19 protein-coding genes are annotated in these 16,804 nt (G+C 68.9%); 9 read left to right on the forward strand and 10 right to left on the reverse strand.

The window, feature by feature from the left end:
- Positions 1–10: 10 nt before the first annotated feature.
- Together ACIBEI_RS26920 and ACIBEI_RS26925 are read left to right on the forward strand one after the other, a co-directional pair.
- Positions 11–559 carry a hypothetical protein gene (locus ACIBEI_RS26920; RefSeq protein ID WP_398892808.1) on the forward strand — a complete coding sequence of 183 codons (549 nt, stop codon included), beginning with the start codon at positions 11–13 and terminating at the stop codon, positions 557–559.
- 402 nt (positions 560–961) lie between these two features.
- Complete coding sequence (locus ACIBEI_RS26925; RefSeq protein WP_398892809.1) at positions 962–1,288, forward strand: hypothetical protein; 327 nt, start codon at positions 962–964, stop codon at positions 1,286–1,288.
- A 72-nt stretch (positions 1,289–1,360) separates the two neighbouring features.
- On the opposite strand, the gene ACIBEI_RS26930 is transcribed toward ACIBEI_RS26925, so the two are convergent.
- From ACIBEI_RS26930 to ACIBEI_RS26940, 3 genes are all read right to left on the reverse strand, one after another.
- Positions 1,361–1,513: a hypothetical protein gene (locus ACIBEI_RS26930; protein WP_398892810.1), complete on the reverse strand. Its 153-nt coding sequence runs from the start codon at positions 1,511–1,513 to the stop codon at positions 1,361–1,363.
- A gap of 192 nt (positions 1,514–1,705) precedes the next feature.
- Positions 1,706–1,918, reverse strand: a complete 213-nt coding sequence (locus ACIBEI_RS26935; protein WP_398892811.1) for a hypothetical protein — start codon at positions 1,916–1,918, stop codon at positions 1,706–1,708.
- A 229-nt stretch (positions 1,919–2,147) separates the two neighbouring features.
- Positions 2,148–5,102: a BTAD domain-containing putative transcriptional regulator gene (locus tag ACIBEI_RS26940; RefSeq protein WP_398892910.1), complete on the reverse strand. Its 2,955-nt coding sequence runs from the start codon at positions 5,100–5,102 to the stop codon at positions 2,148–2,150.
- 223 nt (positions 5,103–5,325) lie between these two features.
- On the opposite strand from ACIBEI_RS26940, the gene ACIBEI_RS26945 reads away from it, so the two are divergent.
- The 3 genes from ACIBEI_RS26945 (at position 5,326) to ACIBEI_RS26955 (ending at position 8,486) form a co-directional block, all read left to right on the forward strand.
- Positions 5,326–6,558 (forward strand): amidohydrolase family protein, encoded by a 1,233-nt coding sequence (locus ACIBEI_RS26945; protein ID WP_398892812.1) that lies wholly within the window; start codon positions 5,326–5,328, stop codon positions 6,556–6,558.
- A gap of 62 nt (positions 6,559–6,620) precedes the next feature.
- Positions 6,621–7,541: an LLM class F420-dependent oxidoreductase gene (locus ACIBEI_RS26950; protein WP_398892911.1), complete on the forward strand. Its 921-nt coding sequence runs from the start codon at positions 6,621–6,623 to the stop codon at positions 7,539–7,541.
- 276 nt (positions 7,542–7,817) lie between these two features.
- Positions 7,818–8,486, forward strand: coding sequence for a response regulator transcription factor (locus ACIBEI_RS26955; RefSeq protein ID WP_398892813.1), 669 nt, complete (start codon positions 7,818–7,820; stop codon positions 8,484–8,486).
- 123 nt (positions 8,487–8,609) lie between these two features.
- Here the strand turns inward: ACIBEI_RS26955 and ACIBEI_RS26960 are convergent, their stop codons facing one another.
- The 4 genes from ACIBEI_RS26960 to ACIBEI_RS26975 all read right to left on the reverse strand — a co-directional run bounded on the left by ACIBEI_RS26960 (position 8,610) and on the right by ACIBEI_RS26975 (position 11,366).
- Positions 8,610–9,395, reverse strand: a complete 786-nt coding sequence (locus ACIBEI_RS26960; protein WP_398892814.1) for a hypothetical protein — start codon at positions 9,393–9,395, stop codon at positions 8,610–8,612.
- 105 nt (positions 9,396–9,500) lie between these two features.
- Complete coding sequence (locus ACIBEI_RS26965; RefSeq protein WP_398892815.1) at positions 9,501–10,229, reverse strand: hypothetical protein; 729 nt, start codon at positions 10,227–10,229, stop codon at positions 9,501–9,503.
- Positions 10,230–10,836: 607 nt separating this feature from the next.
- A complete protein-coding gene (locus ACIBEI_RS26970) occupies positions 10,837–11,031 on the reverse strand; it encodes a hypothetical protein (RefSeq protein ID WP_398892816.1) in 195 nt (64 codons plus the stop codon).
- Between the two features lie 8 nt (positions 11,032–11,039).
- Positions 11,040–11,366 carry a hypothetical protein gene (locus ACIBEI_RS26975; RefSeq protein WP_398892817.1) on the reverse strand — a complete coding sequence of 109 codons (327 nt, stop codon included), beginning with the start codon at positions 11,364–11,366 and terminating at the stop codon, positions 11,040–11,042.
- Between the two features lie 160 nt (positions 11,367–11,526).
- On the opposite strand from ACIBEI_RS26975, the gene ACIBEI_RS26980 reads away from it, so the two are divergent.
- A complete protein-coding gene (locus ACIBEI_RS26980; protein ID WP_398892818.1) occupies positions 11,527–11,841 on the forward strand; it encodes a GntR family transcriptional regulator in 315 nt (104 codons plus the stop codon).
- Positions 11,842–11,991: 150 nt separating this feature from the next.
- Here the strand turns inward: ACIBEI_RS26980 and ACIBEI_RS26985 are convergent, their stop codons facing one another.
- The 3 genes from ACIBEI_RS26985 to ACIBEI_RS26995 are packed head-to-tail and all read right to left on the reverse strand — an operon-like array spanning position 11,992 to position 13,630.
- Positions 11,992–12,846 carry a helix-turn-helix domain-containing protein gene (locus ACIBEI_RS26985; RefSeq protein ID WP_398892819.1) on the reverse strand — a complete coding sequence of 285 codons (855 nt, stop codon included), beginning with the start codon at positions 12,844–12,846 and terminating at the stop codon, positions 11,992–11,994.
- A 24-nt stretch (positions 12,847–12,870) separates the two neighbouring features.
- Entirely contained in the window at positions 12,871–13,398 is a 528-nt protein-coding gene (locus ACIBEI_RS26990; RefSeq protein ID WP_398892820.1) for a DUF6879 family protein, read from the reverse strand.
- Positions 13,370–13,630, reverse strand: a complete 261-nt coding sequence (locus ACIBEI_RS26995) for a hypothetical protein (RefSeq protein ID WP_398892821.1) — start codon at positions 13,628–13,630, stop codon at positions 13,370–13,372. Before ACIBEI_RS26995 ends, ACIBEI_RS26990 begins: the two co-directional genes overlap by 29 nt.
- A 261-nt stretch (positions 13,631–13,891) precedes the next feature.
- Between ACIBEI_RS26995 and ACIBEI_RS27000 the strand changes: the two genes are divergently transcribed.
- Genes ACIBEI_RS27000 through tgmC form a run of 3 tightly spaced genes read left to right on the forward strand, consistent with a single transcriptional unit; the run spans position 13,892 to position 16,688 of the window.
- On the forward strand, positions 13,892–14,524 hold the full coding sequence (locus tag ACIBEI_RS27000; RefSeq protein ID WP_398892822.1) for a DUF6415 family natural product biosynthesis protein: 633 nt from the start codon (positions 13,892–13,894) through the stop codon (positions 14,522–14,524).
- A complete protein-coding gene (tgmB, locus tag ACIBEI_RS27005; RefSeq protein ID WP_398892823.1) occupies positions 14,524–15,495 on the forward strand; it encodes an ATP-grasp ribosomal peptide maturase in 972 nt (323 codons plus the stop codon). The genes ACIBEI_RS27000 and tgmB overlap by 1 nt, the downstream gene beginning before the upstream one ends.
- Complete coding sequence (tgmC, locus tag ACIBEI_RS27010) at positions 15,492–16,688, forward strand: ATP-grasp peptide maturase system methyltransferase (RefSeq protein WP_398892824.1); 1,197 nt, start codon at positions 15,492–15,494, stop codon at positions 16,686–16,688. Before tgmB ends, tgmC begins: the two co-directional genes overlap by 4 nt.
- The last annotated feature ends 116 nt before the right edge of the window (positions 16,689–16,804 follow it).

Consider the following 16,804-nt stretch of genomic DNA (forward strand, 5'->3'; position numbering starts at 1 on the left):
GAGGAATCACATGTTCGCAGGTCAGACTGCCCGAGGCGGCCTCCGTTCGCGTCGGCTGCGTATCGCCGTCGGAGTTGCCGCTGCCGCCGTCACGATCGGTATGGGCGGCGCGTTCACCGCCCAGGCCAGCGCCGGCAACTCCGCGCCCGCCCCGGAGAAGGTCCAGCGGGTGTGGTACTCCGACGTGTGCGAGGAGCCGGAGCCGGTCGACGCGGTGCCGGGCAAGGGCGAACTCCCTGAGCCGGGCTCGTACAAGGACGTCGACATCGATGACAAGGGTCCGATCGACCTCGGTGACAGGGATTCTGTCGACGCGGTGCCCGGCAAGGGCGAACTCTCGAAGCCCGACTCCTACACGGACGTCACCATCGACGACAAGGGGCGGATCGACGTCGGCGCCGGGGGCCCTATCGACGCGGTGCCCGGCGACGGTGACGGGTGCGTCGAGCCCGGCCCCGGCGACGACGACCCGGTCGACGCGGTCCCGGGCGACAGCGACGACGTCGCGAAGCCCGACTCCTACATGGATGCGAAGCCTCTCGCTCCTTCGAGGCACTGACGGCCGGGGACCGGGGGGAGCCGGGAAACCCGCGGGAGCCGGGGGATCCGGGGGGATCCCTGGGGAAACGCGGGCGGGGGACCGCTGATCGGCTTCGGGTTGTTCAGCGGTCCGGCCTGAGGTGAGGTGGGGCCGCCGGGCGTGTGCCCGGCGGCCCCACCGTCCCTCGGTCCGGTGGCTCCTGCGGGTCCGGTCCGGGCGGCGGGGGGTGCCGGACCGGCGGGAGGAGATCCCGGCGGTCGCGGCCGCCGCCCTGCACTGTCCGCCCGTCGGCAGCCGAAGAACCCCCTGATGAGGCTCTGAGGCCCTGAAGCTGCAGGCCCGAAAGTCCTGAAGTCCTGAAGTCCTGAAGTCCTGAAGTCCTGAAGTCCTGAAGTCCTGCGTGATCCCGGAGGCGTCGCGATGATCGAACACGACCACGGCTCCGGCCCGCCCCCGGATCCCCTCGAACAACGGCTGGGCGATGCCCTGCGGGCCCGGGCGGACTCGGTCGGCCTGTCCGATCTGCGGCCCGCCGCCCCGCCGTCCGGCAGTGCCCGGTTCCGGCCGCTCGTCAGTGTTCCTGTTCGCCGCGCCGTTCTGCTGCTCGTCCTGGCCGCCGTGGTGGTCGGCGTCCTCTTCGCGTCGGCGCACTGGGAACGGCCTGAGCAGGCCCCGCCCGCGAACGCCCCGACGGCGCGGCCCACCACCCCGGGCGTGGTGACCGCGTCGCCTGGATTCAGGCCCTGACCGAGGAGCGGAGCGACGGAGCACAGCGGCGATGGGGGCCGAGCCCGCCCGGCTCGGCCCCCATCGGGTCTTCTACGGCGCGGAGTTGGCCGGCGGGGCCACGGAAACAGCCGTGTCCGGGGCAGGCGCGGGCAGCGAGTTGTCGGCCAGGGCCGGGCTCGCGGAGGCCGCGGCGGCGGTGAGTAACAGGGCGATCGTGGTGAGGATCTTCTTGGCTCGGGTCATGCCGGCTCCTGTGGGAGAGGGGACTTCCGGACATCAAGGGACGCCAGCGACAAGCGGGATGTCTGTTCGACGGCATCGAGCGGTTCGGGCCACCGATTGGCCCGAACCGGTGCCCGGACAGACTTCGGCCGCGGTGGCTCCCCCTCCGCGCCACCGCGGCCGATCCCCGTCGAGGAGTGGGCTACTGGGACTTCAGCCCGACGCGCCGTCGTCCAGGGGCTTGACGGGCTTTTCGTTCGCCGGCGGGCTGGGCGGGCTGTTGTCCTGCGTGGTGGCGTCCCCGCCGTTCGCCGGCGGGCTGGGCGGGCTGTTGTCCAGCGTGGTGAAGGTCTCCTCGCTTGCCGGCGGGCTGGGCGGGCTGTTGTCGTAGGGCTTGACGTCCGTGTCCTTGGGCTTCTCGGTCATGTGATCGAGTTCCTCTGCTCTAGTGAAGGTGGAGTGAGGAACGCCCGTCCGGATGCTCCCCCGAGGGCCACCGGACGGGCGTCGTGGAGCCGTATCCCCCGCGGTCGGCTCCTCGTCAGACCGTCTGCCCCCCGACGCGACGGTGTGACAGATATGAGAGTGCCTGGCGGCGATAAACGAATGCTGAACGTCCGTAACATACTGGAGCGCCTCTGATGCTCAGGCATGCTCAGGCCGCCGCGGCAGGCCTGAGCAACGCGCGTACCTCGTTGGCTTCCTCGGCGACGCCGCTCTGTTCGTAGAGGTTGAGAGCCTCCCGCCAGCATGCCTGCGCCCGGTCCGCCTGCCCCAGAGCGGAGAGTGCCCGCCCGAGGAGGGTCAGGACATTGCCCCGCATCCAGTCGCCGCCGACGCAGCCCAGGGCGAGCGCCTGTTCAGCCCCTTGGGCCGCTCGCGCGGGGTGACGGACGGCGAGATGCACTTCGGCGATCCGGAAGTGGGTGTTTCCCTGCCAGAGCCGCTGACGGTGATCGGTGAAGATGCTCAGCGCGTCCGAGAACTCGCTGAGCGCCTCGGCGTGACGTCCGGCCCCGGCCAGAGCCATTCCCAGGTTGTAGTGCCCGTTGGCTTTGCGCATCGGCCTCCCCAGCTCGGCGTGGGCCGCGAGCGCCTGCTGTGCGATCTCGACCGCCTTCGCGACGTTGCCCATCCCCAGGTGGGCGCGGGAGAGGTTGGCCAGGGCGACTGCTTCGTTGAGCCTGTTGCCGACCGCCCGGTAGCCCTCTATCGCCTGGTCGAAGAGAGCTTTGGCGTCCACATACCGCTTCTGCCGCAGGAAGATGTTGCCCCGGTCGTTGGCCGCCCAGCTCCTCGCGGTGATGTCCTGCGCGGAGGCCGCGAGTTCCATGGCGAGCTCGGCCTGTTCCGCCGCCTGCTCGATACGCCCGGCGACCAGGAGGACTTGGGTGAGTGTCGTACGCGCTCTGCCCTCCGCACGTACGTCTCCCGCAGCCCGGGTGGCCTCGCACGCCGCCCTGGCCGTTGTCTCGTACTGGTGGGAGTTCGCGCCCGACTCGGTCAGGTCCTTGGCCATCCACAGGAGGTCGACCGCCCGCCGCAACCGGTCCGTACCCGCCGACTGCCGTACGCAGGCCAGCAGGGGCGAGGCCTCGTTGTACAGCCAGTCGAGGGCCGCGCTGCCCTCCGTGAACCGCAGCCCCGGGTACTCCGTCACCTCCAGGTGATCCACCAGTCGGTCCCCGGGCCGCTCGATCGCGTAGACCCCGGCGGCCGTGGCCAGGTAGAAGTCGAGCATCCGCGACATCGCCGCCGCCCGCTCACTGGGCGGCTGCTCGTCCCGCTCCGCGCACGCACGCGCGTAGAGCCGGACCAGGTCGTGGTAGCGGTAGCGGCCGGGGGCGGCCGATTCCAGGAGTGAGGTGTCGACGAGGGATTCGAGCAGGTCCTCGGTCGCCTCGACCGAGAGGTCCAGTACCGCCGCGGCCGCCGCCAGGGAGATATCCGGGCCGTCCGCGAGGCCCAGCAGGCGGAAGGCGCGGGCCTGGGCCGGCTCCAGCTGGCCGTAGCCGAGCTCGAAGGTGGCCTTTACCGCCAGGTCCCCGGCCTGGAGCTCGTCCAGGCGGCGTCGTTCGTCCGCGAGTTTCGCAGCGAGGACCGATACCGTCCACGTCCGCCGGGCCGCCAGGCGGGAGGCGGCGATCCTGATCGCCAGGGGCAGGAAGCCGCATGCCGCGACCACGTCCAGCGCCGCTTCTCTCTCCGCGGCGACCCGTTCCGCGCCCACGATCTTCGTGAAGAGCTGGAGGGCCTCCTCGGGGGACATCACATCGAGGTCGACCAGGTGGGCCCCGACCAGGTCCACCATCCGCACCCGGGAGGTGATCAGCGCGGCGCAGCCCTCCGTGCCCGGCAGCAGCGGGCGTACCTGCGCCGCGTCCCGGGCGTTGTCCAGCAGCACCAGTACCCGCCGGCCGTCCAGCATCGTGCGGAACAGCGCGGCCCGTTCCTCGAGGGAGTCCGGTATCGACGAGTCCGCCGTGCCCAGGGCCCTCAGGAAGGCGCCGAGAACCGTCTCCGGCTCGGCGGCCCGTGCCCCCGCGCCTTGCAGGTCCACGTACAACTGCCCGTCCGGGAACGCCCCGCGGGCCTGGTGTGCCACGTGCACCGCGAGTGTCGTCTTGCCCACGCCGCCGATGCCGGCCAGTGCCGACACCGCCATGACCCGGCCCTCGGCGGAGGCCAGCACATCGCCGAGTTCGGAGACGAAGGAGGCCCGGCCGGTGAAGTCGGAGACCGTGGCGGGGAGTTGCGCGGGGCGTACGGGAGCGGCGGCCGGCTCCGCCACCGGAGCGGACGGTTCCGCCAGGTTCGGGTCCGCCTGGAGGATCCGCTGCTGGAGTTCCTTCAGACCGGGACGGGGGTCGACCCCCAGTTCGTCGGCGAGCAGGCGTCGCGTGTCCGCGTAGACCGCGAGTGCCTCCGCCTGACGGCCGGACCGGTAGAGCGCCAGCATCAGCAGTTCCCTGAACCGCTCGCGCAGCGGATGCGCGGCCGTCAGAGCCGTCAGCTCCGAGACCGCCTCCGCATGGCACCCCTGCTCCAGATCCATGTCCATCCGGGACTCGATCAGCTGGAGCCGCCACTCCTCCAGGCGGGTGCGCTGGGTCTCCGCGTACGGGCCCGGGACGCTCGCCAGGACCTCGCCGTCCCACATGCTCAGCGCCTTGTTCAGCAGGGCGCGCGCATGGCACAGGTCGCCCGTCGTCTTCGCCTTCTCGGCGTCGGCCGCCAGCTCCTGGGCCAGCGCGAGGTCCAGCGAAGCGCCCACGCCGGACTCGTCGGTGAGCCGGACCGCGTATCCGCCCGACTCGCTGACCAGCACACCGGGGGAGAGGATCTTCCGCAACCGCGAGGCATACGTACGCACCGCCGCCAACGCCTGCGAAGGCGGCTCCTCCCCCCACAACGCGTCGATCAGTTCGCCCGCCGTGGCCGTGCGGCCCTCGCGGAGCAGCAGGGCCGCCAGCAGGGCACGTTGTTGGGGGGACCCGGTGGGCAAGGAATCCGCCCCACGCCAGGCGCGCACCGGGCCGAGCACGCTGAAGCGGAGCGCCGCCGAATCCTCGGGACGCCACTGCTCCGGTACTCGCGGTACACCGTCCATCGCTGCCCCCTGCCGAAACGTCATGACAACCAGGCCAGTTTGCCTTGTTCATGGCGGATGCGTCAGCCGTGGGAGATACCGATCACAGGCCGCCGTGCCGAGTGGCGCAAGCCCTCACAGAGCCCACACCCCCTCCCCGCAACCCCGTGACGAGGTTCCCGCATTCCAGAGAGCCGCCGCCCGATAGCTGACGGGTCGTCAGATCAGCGCTACCGTAAAACAGATGGAGACCTTTCCGAAGATCATCTCGGTGGACGACCACACCGTGGAGCCCCCCAACGTCTGGCGGGACCGGCTCCCGTCGCAGTACCGGGACACGGGGCCGCGCATCGTCCGCGCCCCGCTCAAGGAAATGACCTTCCTGGGCGGCAAGTTCGCCCCGGTCATGGGAAACCCCGGGGACGACGGCCCGATCGGCGACTGGTGGGTCTACGAGGACCTGCACCGCCCCCTCACCCGTCTCGACACCGCCGTCGGATACGACAGGGACGAGATCAAACTCGAGGTCATCACCTACGAGCAGATGCGCCCGGGCTCGTACGACGTCCCGCAGCGCCTGGCCGACATGGACGTCAACCACGTCCAGTCCGCCCTCTGCTTCCCCACCTTCCCCCGCTTCTGCGGCCAGACCTTCACCGAGGCCAAGGACCGAGAACTGGGGCTCCTCTCGGTGCGCGCCTACAACGACTGGATGGTCGACGAGTGGTGCGGCCCCGATGCGGCGGGCCGCCTGATACCGCTCACCCTCATACCTCTGTGGGACGCGGAACTCGCCGCGCGGGAGGTGCGGCGCAACGCCGCCCGCGGGGTACGGGCCGTCGCCTTCTCCGAGATACCTCCGCACCTCGGACTGCCCTCCGTTCATACGGACGAGTGGGATCCGTTCCTCGCCGCGTGCGACGAGACCGGCACCGTCATCGCCATGCACATCGGGTCGAGCAGCCGGATGCCCTCCACCTCCGCCGACGCCCCGCCGGCCGTCGGCTCCACCATCACCTTCGCCAACTGCTGCTTCTCGATGGTCGACTGGCTGATGAGCGGCAAGTTCGAGCGCTTCCCGAACCTCAAGGTCATGTACGCGGAGGGCCAGATCGGCTGGATCCCGTACATCCTCGAACGCGCGGACGTCGTGTGGGAGGAGAACCGCGGCTGGGGCGGCGTCGCCGACAAGGTCCATCGGCCGCCGTCCGAACTCTTCACCGAGCACGTCTACGGCTGCTTCTTCGACGACGCCTTCGGGCTGAAGAACCTCGACGCCATCGGCGTGGGGAATGTGCTGTACGAGACCGACTACCCCCACTCCGACTCCACCTGGCCCAAGTCGCGGGAGGTCGGCGAGGCGCAGATGGGTCACCTGGACGCGGACGTCGTCGACCGGATCGTACGGCGCAACGCGATCGAGCTCCTGGGGCTGACCGAGGACGGGCTGTGGGCCGGGCCGGGCGGTGCCCGTTGAGCGCCTCCAACGGCAATTCGTCCTCCGGCAATTCATCCTCCGGCAACGCAGCCCGCGGCAAGGTGTCCTTCACCTACGGGATCCAGCTGCCCGTCCAGTCCCAGAGCACCATGTACGCGGAGGCCTGGGAGGCGGACGCGGGTCCCGGCGACCTCGTCGAGATCGCCCGCACCGCCGATCGCTCCGGCTTCGACTACATCGCGAGCTGCGACCACGTCGCCATCCCGCGCCGCCTCGCCTCCGCGATGAGCACGGTCTGGTACGACCCCGTCGCCACCCTCGCCTTTCTGGCATCGGTCACCGAGCGCGTACGGCTGTTGAGCCATGTCGCGGTCGTCGGGCTGCGGCACCCGCTGCTCACCGCGAAGCAGTACGCGACCCTCGACCACCTGAGCGGAGGGCGACTGATCCTCGGGGTCGGCGCCGGACACGTACAGGAGGAGTTCGAGGTCCTTGGGGTGGACTTCGAGCGGCGCGGGGCCGTGCTCGACGAGTGCGTCGACGCGCTGCGGGCCGCCCTCGGGCCCGATGAATTCCCCACCCACCACGGGAAGTTGTACGACTTCGAGGGGCTCGGGCAGCGGCCCAGGCCCGCGCAGGAACGGGTGCCCGTCTGGGTCGGCGGGTCCTCGCCCGCCGCCGTCCGGCGGGCCGCGGTCAGGGGCGACGGGTGGCTGCCGCAGGGGGACCCGCGGGAGCGGCTGCCCGAGCAGATCGCCCGTGTCCGACGGCTGAGAGAAGAGGCGGGGGTCGTCGAGCCCCTCGTCGTCGGCGCGATCACCGAGCCGCTGTACGTGGGGGAGCCTGGGTGGAGCGTGGGGCGCCGCACCCTCAGCGGGGCCCCCGAGGTGCTCGCCGAGTCGCTGCGCGCGTACCGGGCGATGGGGGTGCACCAGATCCAGGTGCGGTTCCGCAGCCGGAGCCGTGCCGAACTCACCGACCAGATGGCCGCGTTCGGGGCCGAGGTCGCCCCGCTGTTGTAGGTGCTGTTTCAGGCACCGTGGGACACGACTGTCTGACAGCCAGACCGTTCATTCTTGAAACTTCGAACAAAATCCGCTCGTGCCGCGTATGTAAGGCCGCGTATGTAAGGACGTCATGGCCACGGCGGAAGGACACGCGAAGTGCGATCCCCCCAGCACGTCCGAACCTCCATGCACGGCTCAGAGCACGGCTCAGAGCACGGCTCACAGCACGGTTCCGCGCACATCTCCGAGCTAATAGACACCTCCGCTCCGCCCGTCGGCACCATCCTTCCCATGGGTCCCTCCCGCAAGCTGACCGTCGCGCTCGCCCGCGCCGACGGGGACGGCGACTGGCCGTACGAGGACTGGCCGGTGCCGGCCGACCCGTACGTGGGCCGGGTGCTGCCCGTGTCCCCGCCCTACCGCGCCCTCCGGGAAAGCCCGTTGGAGGGTGCGGCGGACGTCGTCGTTCTCCGGTGCCAGGATCCGTCGGCCGACTTCGCGGAGCTGTTGAAGGCCAGGGGCGCGACGACTGCCCCGGTAGTCGTCGTCAGCCCCGTGAGGGACACCGAGACGGTGGTCGAGGTGTTCCAGGGCGGCGCGGGCTACCTGGTCGACGGCGACTACTGCACCACCATGCTGTCCGCGGCGGCCGTCGCCGCCGTGGTCGGCCACACCTACCTTTCGCCGACCGCGTGCGCCGCCCTGCGGGAGGCCGCCGGGCGGATGCCGGCCGGCGGGGAGGAGACGGAGCAGTTGCGCTCCCTGCTCTCGCCCCGGGAGCGGGAGATCATGGAACTGCTCTCGACCGGCCTCGGCGCCCAGGAGATCGGCCTGCGATTAGGGCTGAGCGAGAAGACCGTCCGCAACAACCTCAGCAACATCTACGCCAAGCTGGATGCCCGGGGGAGCACGGAAGCTGTCGTGAAGTGGCTGGGGGCGGCGCTCTCGATTCGCGTATGAGAACGAACGGTCCGTGGGTGAGAAACCTTCGGTTCGTGTGTGAGAACGTTCGTGGGATCGAGCCCCCGTGTATTCGTACCGGGGGCTCGATCCCGCTTCACCCGCCTGTCGGCGCCGCTGTTGCTACGAGGCGTTCGGCAGCGCGACTTCGACGTCGGTGATGTTCTCGCCACCCTCACCGAATCCGGGTTCTGCGCGACTGCTTCCATCGCTGTTGATGATTCCGTCGGCCTGCGGGGTGCCGCATTTGACATTGCGCAGCCAGAGGCGGCCGTCCGGGGTTCCGCTGTCCAGGATCTGCGGATAGAAGACGTGCACGGTGGTGCCCCCTTCCGAGGGGGAGAAGAACACCTTCTGGCCGTCCTGTGCCTCCTTGTAGGTGGCCTTGAGGAAGCCGCTCACATCGGTGCGCTTGCTCGACCACATGAAGAACCCGATGTGGTCGGGATTCACCGTGCCGCTCATGTCGAAGGAGAACGAAGTGGTCTTGTCGTCACGCGTGATGTTGAAGTCCACCGAGTTGTACTTGAAGCCGACCGAGGCGACCGAGTTTCCCAGGATGGTGTTGGACTCGGCGCTGGTTCCGTCCTCCAGCTGAATAATCCGGGTCACCGATGAGCTGACGCCGAACGTCTTCGTCGCCGCGGACGTGATTCCACAGTTGTCGGTCACGGAGGACACCCGCTCGTTGGGCCCGAAACTGTCGCGCTTGTTCTGGACGTCGACGAACTCGCAGTTCTCCAGTTTATCCGAGTTCGCGTTGCAGTCGGCGGACACCTCGTCGGGGGTGGCGGCACCCGCGTTGCTCATCAGCGGGACGGCCACCGCGAGGGCGACCACCGGCGCCAGGGCCAGAAGGATGCGCTTCTTCTTGCTCCGGTGAGTTCCACTGCGGCCGGTGCGTGTCATGGTGTGTCTCCTGTGCGAGTTCGTTGGAGTGCAGAGGTGAGGGTCATCGCGGGTGGGAGTGCCCGCGACGGAGGAGGAACGGGAGGGACCGGGCGGGGCGGCCCGTCAGCAGTCGGTCAGGACCGCCTCGGAGACGAAGTCCGCGACTCCGGGTGCGCCTGCGGCTCCTGGCAGGACGACGGGCCCCTCGACGTCCTCCGGTGCCTCGAAGATCTGCTCCGGGACGGCGTTGGTGGTGGTGGTCGCCTCGACGGCGTCGATCTTCACTCGCCAGAAACCGGTCATACGCTGCATCTTCGGGGTCATTTCCACAGCGAGAACCTTCCCGACGGGGACCTCCCTTCCCTCGTCCTCGGAGGCGGTCACCGTCTTGATGGTCAGGTCCAGCGTTCCCTTGTGGCTTTGGTAGAAGCCGTTCAGGAATCCGAAAAGGCCTGCCGAGCCACCCTGCTGCGTCGCGGAGTACTTGCCCTCGCCCTGACCAATACCCTGCGACCACTTGGTCGTGACCTTCGTGGGTTCGGTGGCGTTCGGTTCGCAGTTCGGGAAATCGACCGTGACCTTCTGCGTGGGTCCGTCGAAGGTCTCGAACTTCGTCTCGACGAACTCGCACGAGTCGGCCAGGAAACCGTCCGCGAAGCTGCTGTCCAACGATTGCTTCTCACCGCTGATCACCCTGGACTGTTCACACATCTGCATGATCTGCTCGGGCGTCTTTTCGTCGGCGGCATTGGCCGACGGCAGCAGCACGGTGGCGACGGCCGCGCAGGTCGCGAGTGAGGCCCCGATCGCCACGTAGCGGACCTTCTTGTTCTTGAAGCGCCTCTTGGCCATGCTCAGCTCTCCTTTGGGGTTCCTTTGCCTTTTGATTGAGGAGTATTGGGGTTCCGCGGGAGGCGCCGACAGAGTCAAATGTCCCTACTCGTCGGTCACTTGAGATCGCAGAAGCAAGCATCCGTCCCTGGTCTGACGCATCGTCAGATCCAGAGGTACGCTGACCTCGGCCAATGCACCGCGAAGGGAGTCCACATGGGCAAGCTCGACGGACGTGTCGTCCTCGTCACAGGCGCCTTGGTGAAGGCCTCGCCCCGGTTGTCGAGGGCGTCGGCGACGGTTCCGCAGCCGGAGCCGGAGTGAACTCATCAACCAGATAAGGGAGTTCGGGGTAGAGGTGGGACCGCTGCTGTAGGAGGCTGTCCGTCCCGTGGCCCGGGGACGGACAGCCCTTCATGCGGCTGCTACCAGGGAGCTGGGCCTCGGCCGGTCCGGCAGCGGGGGCAGAGGCACGGGGGCCACTCGTGCGACTTCGGCAGCCGCTCGCTGTCATGCCTGCTCGTGACTGTGCGCTGCCGTACCGGGCCGTCGGGTTCGCCGTCGGGGCTGACCTGGTACGTGCGGATGGTCAGCCGGGACACCTCGCCCTCTGGGTACCGCCCGGCCTTCACCACGTCCTGCCGCCCGAGCCCGGAGCGTGGCAGGAGCACGGGCGGCGGGACATCGGCAGCAGGCCCGTGGGGCCGGGCAGCGGTACGTCGGCCGTCTGGTGGCAGTGCCGGTGCAGGCCCTCGTCACCCGGCCGCCCGGCGAGCGCGCACTCTGCGGGCAACGCCGCGTCCGCCTCCCGTGCCCTCAACACGCCACCACTCATTCGGCGCCGACGACATGCCGGTCGAGGTCGATACCGAACTCGGAGGCGAGGAGGAGCGCGATCCGCCGCCGCGACTGCCGGGCTCGCTCCCGCTCGACGGCGACGAGGTAGGGGCGGACCAAGGGGGAAGCGCCCCCGTCGAGTGGCGCTTCGGCCAGGCCGTACGGGGAGCGGGGCTCTGGGGGCCAGGGCGCGGTGGCGCGGAGTGCCGCCGCTCGGAGCGCTGCGGCCGGTGCGCAGTGGTGGCGAGCAGCCCGCCGCCTCCCGGTGCCGGGGGCGAGTACGCCCAGAACCCATCGCAGTAACGTGTGGATAATGCTCACCGTCATCAACTCCATGCAGTTGGTGGCCATGCCCCCGGACGGGTCGCATCCGTCGCGGGGGTCTTCTCGTGTCCTGACCGACACTAGGGCAACCTGGTCATGGCATGCCATGCCATGAAACAAATGAGTGTGGAATTCCCTGGCCGCTTACAGTCAACCCATGGTGGACATCCCGGCGGGCTACGGCCCGGATGACGAACTGGACCCGGACGCGGCGGACCCGCTGTACCTGCAACTCGCCGCAGTCCTGATCTCCCGCATCGAGAACGGCGTGTACCTGCTGGGACGGGCGCTGCCCGGCGTGGACCGACTGATGCAGGAATTCGGGATCGCGCGTGGGACGGCCCGCAAGACACTGGTCCTGCTGGCCGAGCTGGGCTACGTGCGTACGGTCGTCGGCAAGGGGTCGTTCGTCATCGAGCGAGAGTCCGCCGATGCGCCGGACGGCCACGGGTCGGGCTCGACTGACGAGTGAGTCCGACAGGTACGAGTCGTATCCCTTGACCGTGATGGGCCCGGTGCACGCACCGCCCTGGCCGCGCCTCGCCCGCTCATGGTGGCGCAGACGTCGTGACGGGGGCCGAGCGCGGCCGATGCCTCTCCGGTGTCGGGGCAGGATCCGGGGTCAGCGCAGGGTTTCGACGGCCTTCAGGATCAGGGCGCGTGCCTCTGCCCCGTACACGGCCATTCCGCGCAGCTGCTCGAACGCCTTCAGGTAGAGGGCGATCTCGTCGGGCTGGGTGATTCTCACGCGGGCTGACACAAGCTCCACGGATACGAGCTCGTCGTCGTAGATGTGGAACGTCTCCCGCGGCCACTGCGCGCGCTCTCGTGTGATCATCGGGATGATGCCGAGCGACACCGACGGCAGGGCCCCTGCCGTGAGGAGGTAGCCGAGTTGCGCGGCCATGGCCTCCTCGTCGACGATCTGGCAGTACAGAACGGCCTCTTCGACGAGCATGACGAAGCGGCGCCCCGGTTCGTGGATGACTCGCGAGCGCTCGACCCTGGCCCGGGCCGCCTCGGAGCTGTCATCGGAGGGGAGTTCACGGAAGCGGGCGACCGTTCGCAGAATGCTCGTCGCGTATCCCTCCGTCTGAAGCAGTCCAGGGACGAGGGTGGATGAGTACACGCGGAACAACTCGGTGCTGTTGAAGATCTGTGCGGAGCTTTCCTGCAGCTGCTTCAGGCCGTTCCGGACCTGATGACGCCACTCCCGGTACATCGACTCCGCGTTCACCGACTGGACGATGAGGTTTTCCGCCTGGTCCTCGGCGTGGACTGCCTTGCACCAGCGGCGGATGTCCTTCGCTGTGGGACCGGTGATCGCGTTCTCGATGCGGGACGTCTTGGAGTGGTGCCAGGCACACCGTTCGGCCAGCTCGACGACCGTCAACCCCGCCTCTTTCCGGAGGTCGCGCAGGCGCTGGGCGACGGTCTCGCGCGCGGCCTGAGCAGACGAGGACGGGGAGATGGGCATGAGCTGGCCTATCGGGGCGTGCTGTCAGCGGATCGCGTACTGGTCGTGTGGAATGGCGCGCGCCCACACAGCCTCGAACGAGTCCGCGCACAGCTTGGCGACCACCGGATCGTGAGAGATTTCCTGGCCGGCCGAATTGCCGTCGCCGGTGAAGTGATTCCACCGGACCAGCCGGTCGTCGAACAGCCAGAAGTCATTGCCGGGCAGTGCGATGTCTGAGGCTCGTCGGCGGGGCAGCCAGCGCACCTGCTCGCCTGCGGCGATGTTGGTGAACGTGTTCGAGTGCTCGAAGCGGATGTACTCGGTGACCGGCTCAGAGACGATCCGGGCTCGGCGTACGACGACCCCACGAGAGACCGTCTCCTGGATCAGGTCGAGCCACGGCCGCCACCACGACGCCCGATCCTCCGGGTCGTGGCGGAACCCCGCACGCCACTGGGCGAACGGTCCCTTCTCATGGTCGACGGCGTAGGCGTCGCGCATCTCCAGGTGAACGGCCGAGTGCTTGCAGCCCGCGATCAGCTCACTGAACTGCGGCGCGCTCGACGGCATCGCAAGCCTCCCTGATCATGTGCACCATCCTGGCCGGAATACGGATCACTGCCTCGCCCTCCGGGATTCCTTCGCCGTGACCCGGGACGTCGAACGCGGCGCATTCCGCTTCGAGTTCGCGGCCAGGCTTCCAGCCTTGGAAGACAAGCTCTTTGTTCTCCTGATCGACCCACACCGTCGGGCTCTCGTCGTCACCGGTGTTCGGATCGATTCCGATGAACAGTAGTGGCACGTCAGTCCCCTTCCACCAGGTGTGCATTTTTCTGCATCACAGTGGGACCCGCAAGCGACAGAGTCAAGGGCACACTGCCACCAACAACCCAGCCAGAAAGAGCACTTGCACATATCTGCACATTGCTGGAAGTCGTACGCAACAAGTGCCTAGCGTCTGCAGTTACGACGAAGCTCCGGTGCGACGACAGCCTCCCGGGGCACGGCCAACGCTGCTGAGGAGCGCCGAATGGCAGCAACATCAAACGTCCGTTCTTCGGCTATGGGACAACTGGATCGCATCCCGCTCGACATCGAGACGATGCGAGTCACCGCACGCCGCCTACTCACAGAGGACGCCGAGTTGTCCACGCCCGACGAGTTGGAGACGCTCACCCTCCAGCTGCGCGGGCACATCATGGTCGCCATCCCCGAGGTGGAAGCCGCGGCCGGACGGCTTCCCGGGGATGACGTGCCCCGTGCCTGCGCGCTTGCCTGCGTCGGCGAGGCCCGCAAGCGCCTCGGCCTCGCACCCGGTCACACGCTCCCCTCCGGCATTGCACATGCCCAGCGTCTCGCCCGCTCGGTGAACGCCTTGTGCGACCACCACCAGAACCTGGCGAAGCGCGAACCCGGCAGCGAGGAAGCGCCGATGGAACCGACCGTCCGCACCCTCCGCCCGTGGGGCCTGACCCGCATGGAGCCATACCCGACTCTGCACGCCGCCGCCACCGCCGTGGTCTTGGACCCGGCGTCGCAGACGGCCGTCTTCCACGACCACCAGGGCCGTCCCGTCGAGATGGGCAAGCACGGCACCGGCACCGGCACGGAGACCAAGACCCGGACCAGCCAGGGCGACGGCTCCGGCCCCTCCAATTCAGATGAGGGCCATGACCAGGACTCGGACCAGGACTGATGTTCTCTCCGCGTCCGGTTGTCGTGCTGACCGCCCTGGACGACTTGACGGCGGACCACGTCATCACCGAGTTGAACGGCCGGGGCGTCCCGGTTGTGCGACTCGACCCCGGTTCCCCGGCCGACGTGACGTTCTCCGCTCAAGCGGGCAGCGGCTGGTCGTGGCACGGCCCGCTCTCCACCCCGACTCGCACCCTCGGCCTGGAGGACGCCCGCGCCGTGTACTACCGGCGCCCGACCGGCTACCTCCCGCCCGGCGGCCTGGAGGCACAGGAGCGGGACTTCGCGGCGGTTCAGTTCCGGCATGGCCTGGCCGGCCTTCTGGCGGCCCTTCCGGGATGTCTGTACGTCAACCACCCGCACCTGAACTCGGGGGCCGAGTTCAAGCCCCGGCAGATCACGGAAGCCGTGCTGGCCGGGCTGGACGTGCCCCCGACGCTGGTCACCAACGACCCCGCAGCCGCCCGGTCCTTCACCAAGGAGTTCGGGCCGGTGGTCTACAAGCCACTCAGATCGACCGCATACCGCGAAGGCGGCGAGTTGCGCACGGTCTGGGTCCGCACGGTCGAAGCCGACGAGATCGGCGACGGTGTCGCCGCATGCCCGCACCTGTTCCAGCAAGCAGTGACCAAGACCGCCGATATGAGGGTGGCGGCCGTGGGGGAGCGGCTGTTCGTCACCCGCATCACCACCGAAGGCGATCACCTCGACTGGCGGCTCGACTACAACCTGATCAGCTGTGCCCCCATCGACCCCATCGACGTACCTGCCCCGGTCCGTCAGGGCATCCGCAGCTACCTGAAGGCGTTCGGCCTGGTCTTCGGCGCGTTCGACTTCGCCCTGGAAGCCGACGGAGCATGGCGCTTCCTGGAGTGCAATCCGAACGGCCAGTGGGCGTTCGTGGACCGTGATACGACCGGGGCCATCACCTGCGCCTTGGCCGACCTGCTGGAGAAGGGACACCCCGCGTGACCGAGCCCCCGCCCCTGGACGAGCATCGTGCCGCCGAACTGCGCCACGTCCTGGCCGACCGGCTCGAACGGGACGGGTACCTGCGGTCGGCCGCCTGGCGGTCCGCTGTCGGGACTGTACCCCGGCACGAGTTCGTGCGCGCCTACTTCCGCCGGACCCGCAGCCCGCAGGCGACAATGTGGACGCCGGTCGTCCCGGGCCACGACGACGCGGAGGCGTGGCTGGAGGAGGTGTACACCGATGACACGCTGGTGACCCAGTTGGACGGTCACCTGCATCCGACAGACCTGGACGGGTCCGTCCAGGGCAATCCGACCTCGTCGTCCACCTTGCCGAGCCTGGTCGTGCGGATGCTCCAGGACCTCGGCCCCCAGGACGGGGACCGGGTGTTGGAGGTCGGCACCGGCACCGGCTACTCGACCGCCCTCATGTGCGAGCGTCTCGGCAGCGAACACGTGACCTCCGTCGAGATCGACCCAGCCGCCGCCGAACGTGCCCGAGCAGCGATCACGGCGGCCGGATACGAGCCGACGCTCGTCAACGGCGACGGCCTGCTCGGCCACCCAGAAGGCGCCCCGTACGACGGACTGATCGCCACGTGTTCCGTGCGCACCGTTCCCAGGGCGTGGCTCGAACAGGTGAGGCCCGGCGGCACCATTATCACCACCGTCTCCGGGTGGCTGTACGGGTCGGGCCTGGTGAAGCTCACCGTCGGTGAGGGCGGAACAGCCGGAGGCCGGTTCCTGCCCGGCACAGTGTCCTTTATGATCGCCCGCCCGCATGCTGCACCCGCTGTGTCCGGCGTTGCGGGCCTGCTGATCCAGGACGCCGACGAGCGCCCAGCACAGGTCGGCCCCGAGGTACTGGCCGACTGGACAACGCAGTTCGTCGCCCAGCTTGCGGTGCCGGGCGCCCAATACATCGGGATGAGCACGGATGGTGGCCCGATGCTGGACCATGTGGTCGACCTGGCCACAAGGTCGTTCGCCACGCTCGTGCCGGACGGCAGGGGCGGGTGCCTGGTGCGGCAGGGCGGCCCTCTGCGGCTGTGGGACGCCGCCGAAGAGGCGATCAGCTCGTGGCGGAAAGCCGGAGCGCCACCGCAGACCGAGTTCGGACTGACCGTCACTCCAGACCGTCAGCGGGTCTGGCTCGGCTCCCCTGAAGGGCCGGCCTGGGACCTGCCCGCCTGACAAGGAGAGGGCACTCAGTTACTGGCGGGTTGCCTGGCGTCCGGGACAGCTGGCAGCCAGACAGTGTTTCCTTGAAACTTTGAGTAAATATTGCCATCGCCACGTGCGCCTTGCCT

The organism is Streptomyces sp. NPDC050988, from assembly GCF_044456225.1.
Lineage (GTDB): Bacteria > Actinomycetota > Actinomycetes > Streptomycetales > Streptomycetaceae > Streptomyces.